This window comes from Clostridium sp. CAG:221 (genome assembly GCA_000435835.1).
Classification (GTDB): Bacteria; Bacillota; Clostridia; order Clostridiales; family Clostridiaceae; genus Clostridium.
In genome coordinates this window covers 1-7,887 of record FR883353.1, presented here as the reverse complement: position 1 = coordinate 7,887, position 7,887 = coordinate 1, and the positions used below count along the sequence as shown (strand labels likewise).

The 7,887-nt window shown below is 28.8% G+C and carries 9 protein-coding genes and 1 other annotated feature; all 9 genes read right to left on the bottom strand.

Annotated elements, in window-relative coordinates; genetic code table 11:
* Positions 1–270: 270 nt before the first annotated feature.
* Positions 271–666, bottom strand: coding sequence for an aspartate 1-decarboxylase (gene panD / locus Q5O44_RS00645; RefSeq protein WP_022166451.1), 396 nt, complete (start codon positions 664–666; stop codon positions 271–273).
* Between the two features lie 14 nt (positions 667–680).
* Complete coding sequence (gene panC / locus Q5O44_RS00640) at positions 681–1,526, bottom strand: pantoate--beta-alanine ligase (RefSeq protein WP_022166450.1); 846 nt, start codon at positions 1,524–1,526, stop codon at positions 681–683.
* Between the two features lie 16 nt (positions 1,527–1,542).
* Positions 1,543–2,370: a 3-methyl-2-oxobutanoate hydroxymethyltransferase gene (gene panB / locus Q5O44_RS00635; RefSeq protein ID WP_022166449.1), complete on the bottom strand. Its 828-nt coding sequence runs from the start codon at positions 2,368–2,370 to the stop codon at positions 1,543–1,545.
* Positions 2,371–2,375: 5 nt separating this feature from the next.
* A complete protein-coding gene (locus Q5O44_RS00630) occupies positions 2,376–3,218 on the bottom strand; it encodes a Rossmann-like and DUF2520 domain-containing protein (protein ID WP_368074944.1) in 843 nt (280 codons plus the stop codon).
* Between the two features lie 233 nt (positions 3,219–3,451).
* Positions 3,452–4,729, bottom strand: a complete 1,278-nt coding sequence (serS, locus tag Q5O44_RS00625; RefSeq protein ID WP_022166447.1) for a serine--tRNA ligase — start codon at positions 4,727–4,729, stop codon at positions 3,452–3,454.
* Between the two features lie 57 nt (positions 4,730–4,786).
* Positions 4,787–4,985, bottom strand: a binding site (T-box leader).
* A 68-nt stretch (positions 4,986–5,053) separates the two neighbouring features.
* On the bottom strand, positions 5,054–5,287 hold the full coding sequence (locus Q5O44_RS00620) for a DUF1667 domain-containing protein (protein WP_022166446.1): 234 nt from the start codon (positions 5,285–5,287) through the stop codon (positions 5,054–5,056).
* 11 nt (positions 5,288–5,298) lie between these two features.
* Entirely contained in the window at positions 5,299–6,711 is a 1,413-nt protein-coding gene (locus Q5O44_RS00615; protein ID WP_022166445.1) for an NAD(P)/FAD-dependent oxidoreductase, read from the bottom strand.
* A gap of 17 nt (positions 6,712–6,728) precedes the next feature.
* Complete coding sequence (locus Q5O44_RS00610) at positions 6,729–7,238, bottom strand: transcription repressor NadR (protein WP_022166444.1); 510 nt, start codon at positions 7,236–7,238, stop codon at positions 6,729–6,731.
* A gap of 15 nt (positions 7,239–7,253) precedes the next feature.
* Positions 7,254–7,757, bottom strand: a complete 504-nt coding sequence (locus Q5O44_RS00605; RefSeq protein ID WP_022166443.1) for an HD domain-containing protein — start codon at positions 7,755–7,757, stop codon at positions 7,254–7,256.
* Positions 7,758–7,887 lie beyond the last annotated feature (130 nt).

Genomic DNA, 7,887 nt, shown 5'->3' with positions numbered 1-7,887 from the left:
ACTCGACCATCTCTCCTCGACAATGATTATTATATCAGCACCCCTATATAAGTGTCAACACTTTTTTTGCTATTTTTTTTATTTTTTTTACATAATTCACTTAGATAATGATGAACTTAGGTAATGATGAATTATGAGTGATGAATGATGAATTTAGGAATAAACTCGAAGAGTTTAGAAAAATAAATTATTTTTAGAAACTCTTCGAGTTTTATCATTAATTCATCATTCTTAATTCATCATTCATCATTTTCTAAACTGCTTTGCAGTTTATAAAAAGTTTTCACTTAGTTGTCCGTGTTTTTCGTAGTTTGTTATTCTACTGATTTTATTTTCATCATCAACAAATACAACCTTTGGCTTATGAGCCTTTGCCTCTTCTTCATCCATATCACAATAACACATGATTATTATCTTATCATTAGGTTGCACACACCTTGCTGCTGCTCCATTTAAACAGATCATTCCTGATCCTCTTTCTCCAGCTATAGCATATGTTTCAAATCTAGCTCCATTATTCACATCTACTATTTGAACTTTTTCATATTCAATAATTCCTGAAGCCTCTAATAAATCCACATCTATAGTAATACTCCCTACATAATCCAAAGCTGCTTGTTTTACTGTTGCCCTATGAATTTTTCCTTTTAGCATATTTAATCTCATTTAAACCCCTCCGTTTATACCTCAAATATAAAATTATCAATTAATCTTGTTTTTCCTATATATACAGCTAACGCCACTAATACACTTTTTTCTATTTTATCAACAGGCTTTAAAGATAAACTATCTACAATTTCTATATAATCTATTTTTGCAAGTTTTTCACTTTCTATTGTTTCTTTAATTAATGCTAATATTTCTTTTGAATTTCTCTCTCCTGAATATAATAATTCTTTGGCCTTAGTTAATGATTTATTTAATATAGTTGCAGCTGTTCTTTCTTCAATAGATAAATAAGTATTTCTTGAGCTCTTTGCTAGTCCATCTTTTTCTCTTATTATTGGACATCCTACTATTTCTATATTAAAGTTTAAATCTCTGACTATTCTCTTAATAATTGCCAATTGCTGAGCGTCTTTTTCTCCAAAATATGCTCTATGTGGTGTAACAATATTAAACAATTTACTTACAACAGTACATACTCCTCTAAAGTGAATTGGTCTGCTCTTTCCACATAATCCATCTGATAATCCATTAATGTCTACAAATGAACAGAAATCATCTTTATACATTTCACTGCTTTCTGGGTTAAAAATAAGATCAGCTCCTACATCACTGCATAATGCTGCATCTCTTTCTAAATCTCTAGGATAAGTATCTAAATCTTCATTTGGTCCAAATTGCATTGGATTCACAAATATACTTACCACAACCTTATCATTTTCCTTAACAGCTCTTTCAATCAAACTTTTGTGACCTTCATGTAAATACCCCATGGTTGGAACTAATCCAACTTCATAGCCTTGTTGTTTCCATTCCATTATTTGTTCTCTAACTTCTTTAATTGTACTTACAACCCTCATTTTTCAATCCTTCTTACTAATATAATTTTTCTATTACTTCATCACTTATCTTAAAGCTATGCTTTTCCTCTGGGAAATCTCCACATTTAACTTCTTCTATATACTTCTTAAAAGCAAAGTCCATCTTTTCACCTAAATTCTCATATGTCTTAACAAATTTAGGAGTAAAATCACTATACATGCCTAACATATCTTGATAAACTAAAATCTGTCCATCACAATTAACTCCTGCCCCAATACCAATGGTTGGAATAGATATTTTTTCACTGATTATTTTAGCTAATTTTGCTGGTACACATTCTAAAACTATAGCAAATGCACCGGCCTTTTCTATTGCTATTGCTGATTCAATTAATTCTTTTGCTGCCTCTTCATCTTTTCCTTGCACCTTAAATCCTCCAAAGGCATTAACAGATTGTGGTGTTAGACCTATATGACCCATAACAGGTATTGATGCTTTTACTATTGCTTCAATTTTATCGCATACTTCCAAGCCACCTTCTAATTTTACAGCTTGTGCCCTACCTTCCTTCATTAATCTTCCTGCATTTACAACTGCATCATATACTGATGTTTGATATGACATAAATGGCATATCACATACCACTAATGTATCCTTACAACCTCGTGCTACTGCTCTACTATGATGTATCATATCCTCCATAGTTACAGAAATAGTATCTTCATACCCTAAGCATACCATTCCTAATGAATCTCCCACTAATATTCCATTGATACCTGCCTTATCCATCAGCTTTGCTGTTGAATAATCATAAGCAGTAAGCATGCTTATTCTTTCACCTTTTTCTTTTGCTTGTTTGAATGTTACTACCGTATTTTTCATAATTTTTACCTCTTTAAATACTCTCTAATTTTCTCATAATTCCTTTGCTTATTTTTCATTTCAGCTATGGATAAAATATTCTCTGACAAAAGCTTGTACATTTTTTTATCTCGTTGATTTAAAACTTTGCAATGACTTGTTATAGTTTCTAAATCGCCTCTTTCAACTGGTCCTGTAAGGCTTTCCATTATTCCATTTTCCTTTATATTTTTTAAGTTAAACTCTATTAATGGATATAATGATTCCATGGCAAGCTCCTCAGAAAATCCACAGTCTTTAAGATATGTAAGGCTATTATTTACTAATCCTAATATAAAATTACTTACAGTTACTGCTGCTGCATGGTATAGCGATTTATTTTCTTTTGAAATAATTTGTACCTTATTTCCTAAAGATAAAAATAATTGTTTTAGTTTTTCTTGATATTCTTTATGACCTTCTATTGTAATAAAAGCATTGGGTAAATCTTTATAAGAATTGTATTTATCATTTATAGCAAACATTGGATGTATAGAATAGCCGTAAGCACCATACTTACGTATATCTGAAAAGATTTCCGATGATAAAGAGCCACTGCAATGGCATATTAATTTATTATTTATAGGCATTTCTCTGATTATATTCCAGACATTTTTAATCTGTGAATCTTCAGTTGTAATAAAAATAGCATCACTATTTTTAACTATTTCTTCTATTGTTTTAAATGCTATTGTATTGGTAAAATTTGCGCCTTCTTGGGCAGAATTAAAATTTCTACTATAATAGCCTATTACTTTAATATTATGTTCTACAAAATATTTTCCCAAGGAAACTCCTACTTTCCCTGCTCCAATAAATCCTATTTTAATTTTATCACCCCCTAAAATAAAGAAGTGATACTATCTTAGTCTCATTCAAAAATTGATATGAGCTGCCTTTTTAAATTTCTAAATAAATTAAATATGGTGCAGTTTCTTATAAATACTACCCATAAATAATTTAACATACTGTTAAAAATTGTCAATACATTTTTATATATTTTTTATTTTTTAACAAAAAAAGTATAAAATCTAACATAGATTTTATACTTTTTCAAAATTTATTATCTTATAACGTCCATTCCACCCATGTATGGTCTTAATGCTTCTGGTATATTTATTGAACCATCTTCATTTAAGTTATTTTCTAAGAATGCTATTAACATTCTTGGTGGTGCTACAACTGTATTATTTAATGTATGTGCATAGTATTTTCCATTTTCACCATTTACACGTATCTTTAATCTTCTAGCTTGTGCATCTCCTAAATTAGAACAGCTTCCTACTTCGAAGTATTTCTTTTGTCTTGGAGACCATGCTTCAACGTCGATTGATTTAACTTTAAGGTCTGCTAAATCTCCTGAACAACATTCTAAAGTTCTAACTGGTATATCTAAAGTACGGAATAATTCTACTGTATACTTCCATAACTTTTCAAACCATTCTTTACTTTCTTCTGGCTTACAAACAACTATCATTTCTTGTTTTTCAAATTGATGTATTCTGTAAACTCCTCTTTCTTCTATACCATGAGCACCTTTTTCTTTTCTGAAGCAAGGTGAATAACTAGTTAATGTTTGAGGAAGGTTTTCTTCTTTTATTATAGTATCAATGAACTTACCTATCATAGAGTGCTCACTAGTACCTATTAAGTATAAATCTTCACCTTCTATTTTATACATCATTGATTCCATTTCTGCAAAGCTCATTACTCCAGTAACAACATCACTACGAATCATGAATGGTGGGATGCAGTATGTGAATCCTTTGTTGATCATGAAATCTCTTGCATATGAAAGTATTCCTGATTGTAATCTAGCTATATTACCCATTAAGTAATAGAATCCATTACCAGCTACTTTTCTAGCACTATCTAAATCTATACCATTTAATTTTTCCATTATGTCTGTATGGTAAGGTATCTCAAATTCTGGAACTACTGGTTCACCAAACTTTTCAACTTCCACATTTTCACTGTCATCTTTTCCTATTGGAACGCTTGGATCTATGATATTAGGAAGAACTAGCATAATTTTTTTAATTTTTTCTTGAAGCTCTGTTTCTTTAGCTTCTAATTCTGCAAGAGTAGCAGCTTGAGCATTAACTTTATTTTTTAACTCTTCAGCTTCTTCTCTTTTTCCTTGAGCCATTAATGCTCCAATTTGTTTAGAAATTGTCTTTCTGTTTGATCTTAATGCATCTGCTTCTTGTTGTGCTTTTCTATTTTCAACATCTAATGCTATTACTTCATCAACTAAAGGAAGTTTTTGATCTTGAAACTTATTTTTAATGTTTTGTTTAACTATCTCTGGATTTTCTCTTACGAATTTTAAATCTAACATAATGTCCTCCATATTTTTAATAAATTTTTTAATAAAAAAAGAGCCTTCTCCTCCCTAAAAAGGGACGAAAGACTCCGTGTTACCACCCTAATTGATAATAAATAAATTATTATCCACTCATATATTTTAACGACAATGCCGTACTGCTCATCACAGTCCCTCCAAGGTGGATTCATAAAATAATCATATTAGTTCTCACCAACCACTAACTCTCTGAAATTACTTATTTTATTACTAGCCTTTTCAACGGTTTAATTTAATATACTATTATCTCTAATATATTATAATAATATATGTTCTGTCAACATATTTCCATATATTAATTTATTTTGATAAAATATCTCTTGTACAAATTATATCTAAGCCTGTATTCAATATATTTTTACATATTATGCTTCCTTTTTTAATAGGAACACTTACATAAAGCCTACTAATAACCTTTGATAACTGTATCCATTTGCTTTTTTCTACTTCTGAACTGCTTTTTACTGGAATAACCTTATATCTTTCACTACCTTTTACTCTCACCACTGAAGTAAATATCTCTTTATTATTCATACTATCCCTTTCTATATATCTTTAAACTCTTTTATTCTACTATATATTATTTTTGAATTCTTTGAATCATCTACTATATCAGTAATTTTTTTATCTAATTCTCTTGCTAATATGCTGATTATCTTTTCATTACAATAAGAGCCATGACAATTACCAAACCCTGCCCCAGTTCTTCTTTTTACACCTTTTACTGTTCTTGCTCCTAGAGGTCTTCTAATGCAATCCACAATTTCACCTTCACTTACATTATTACAGTTGCATATTATCTTTCCATATCTTCCATCAACCTTAATAGCCTCATTTAATTCTTCCCTATTCATTTGTCTTACTCGATAAAACTCTCTTCTTTTATCAATAAAATTTTTCTTTAAAGTACAATTTAAATTGTTAGTAAGGGTATCGCATATCATCTTTGCTAAAGCTGGTGCTAATGTTATCTTACCATAATGAGTTCCTATTATACTTATATATCCCTTATCTATCTCACTATCATCTACAACAATTGAATCTTTATCATAACTTTCTCTAAATAAATTATTTATAATACTCTTATTTAAATCCTTCAGCATTACTCCTACATAGCTTAAGTTATCTTCTAAACTTGTTTTTTCGATACTCTTTACTCCAATTAATGAGCCTCCATTAATAACTGGCGTTGAAACAACGAAAGTATCTTTATCAAAAGTTTGTGTTACAACATTATTTAATTTATTTTTATATTTACTATCTACTAATATATAGGACATATTCTTAAAACTATCTTCTTCTGCTTCAGAATTCTTTTCCTTAACAACGCCTTTTTCATTTATATATATTTCATCTGCAATAGTATTTATAACTACCTTACAAGTGAATTTATTTCTATTAGTAACTACTCTAAAACCTTTATTTATTTTTTCTATATTTAAAACTTCTTCTTCTAATCTAAAGTTAACACCATTTTCTGATGCTACTTCTGCATAAGCAATAGCTAAATCATATGGTGCTACAATTGCAACATTTTTTGAATATAATCCTTTTTTTATATCAGTATTTATATTTGGCTCTATCTTTTTAACTTCATCGCCATTAATTAGGCATATGCCATCAATACCTCTCTTAACAGTTCTATCATACATTTCTTTTAACTTCAGTACACCATTTTCGTCATTTACTACTCTAAGTGCTCCAATCCTTTTAAAAGGAACATTAAACCTACTACATAAATCTTCTAATAATATATTTCCAATATACTCTAAACCGGACATAACATTATTTGATGTCTCTGATCCATCATAAACTATAGCAGTATTAACAAAAGATATATCATCTGCTATATCATATTCTTTTTCTATCACTGCTATATTTAAATTATATTTGGATAATTCATATGCTGCAGCACAGCCTATAATTCCTCCTCCTAATACTAAAACATCATAATCCATCTTTTAATTCCCCTATTCTATAAAATAAATCCCTTTTCCTTTAATTCCATTTTTATAAGATTCATATTTTCCTCTGAATCTGCTGATATGGTATGAAGGTGAATTCCATTAGTTAACGCTGATAGTGGTTTTGCCTCTACTTTTTCAAAGTACCCAGTAAATTTATTTAAATCATTAAGGTTCTTTATTTTTAATATTCCTTTAATTTCTCCATATAAAGGATGCTCAACAATTACATCTTCGATTATTCCACCATACTTTACAACTATTTCTAATTCACTTTCCATTTCATCTTCAGTATGATTTACTGCTATAACAGACTTTACTCTATTATCTGAATTATCATTTATCATATATCCATCTGGAGTTGCTATTATGTTTTTTCCTGCTGCCCTTAATATTGCTATATCTTTTACTATTACTTGCCTAGTAACATTAAAATATGATGCTAATTCAGAGCCTGTTATAGCCTTCTTTTCTTTAACTAAATTTTTTATTATTTCCTCTCTTCTTTCGTTAGCCGTCATTGCTCCACCTCAAAATTAATTCTTGTTATCACTTTCTCTTATTATATCTAGCAATTTATTGTTACCAGAAAATTTATCATTATGATGAAATTCTATTGCTTCTAAGAATTCTTTATCATATTTATTATATTCTTTTAATAATCTTGCTCCCTTTTCTCCATGATTATAGTAAATATCTATATTTTTTATATTATCTAATCTTCGTAACTTTCCGTTAGTTATCTTATTTAATATAACTAATGTAGATTTTTCAAATATATTTAAACTATGTTCTCCTTTACCTATATCATGAAGTAATGAAAGTTTAGCAATTTTTTTATCATCTATTTCAATATTTTTCTCTCTTAATATATTTATGGCATCTTTACATACTCTGATGCTGTGATGTTTCTCATTATGCTTTAATTTATTAAATAATTCTTTTTCCTTAGAGTCTAAAAATTTATCTACATATTTATAATCTACTTCTTTAAAGTGTGATCCTATTGCCCATAAAAATTGTTTAACTCTATATATCATATATATTTCCTCTTTATGTCTGCTTTTAATTTAATAATAACATTAAATATTTACTAAATAAATATTTATATAACAAAAAAAGTTACGATATAAATCGTAACTTTTATGGTGGAGATAAAGAGATTCGAAC

Coding starts and splice junctions, on each gene's coding strand:
- panD (WP_022166451.1), bottom strand. CDS start 666: ATGAGATTAAATATGCTAAAAGGAAAAATTCATAGGGCAACAGTAAAA.
- panC (WP_022166450.1), bottom strand. CDS start 1,526: ATGAGGGTTGTAAGTACAATTAAAGAAGTTAGAGAACAAATAATGGAA.
- panB (WP_022166449.1), bottom strand. CDS start 2,370: ATGAAAAATACGGTAGTAACATTCAAACAAGCAAAAGAAAAAGGTGAA.
- serS (WP_022166447.1), bottom strand. CDS start 4,729: ATGTTAGATTTAAAATTCGTAAGAGAAAATCCAGAGATAGTTAAACAA.
- Q5O44_RS00620 (WP_022166446.1), bottom strand. CDS start 5,287: ATGAATAATAAAGAGATATTTACTTCAGTGGTGAGAGTAAAAGGTAGT.
- Q5O44_RS00615 (WP_022166445.1), bottom strand. CDS start 6,711: ATGGATTATGATGTTTTAGTATTAGGAGGAGGAATTATAGGCTGTGCT.
- Q5O44_RS00610 (WP_022166444.1), bottom strand. CDS start 7,238: ATGACGGCTAACGAAAGAAGAGAGGAAATAATAAAAAATTTAGTTAAA.
- Q5O44_RS00605 (WP_022166443.1), bottom strand. CDS start 7,757: ATGATATATAGAGTTAAACAATTTTTATGGGCAATAGGATCACACTTT.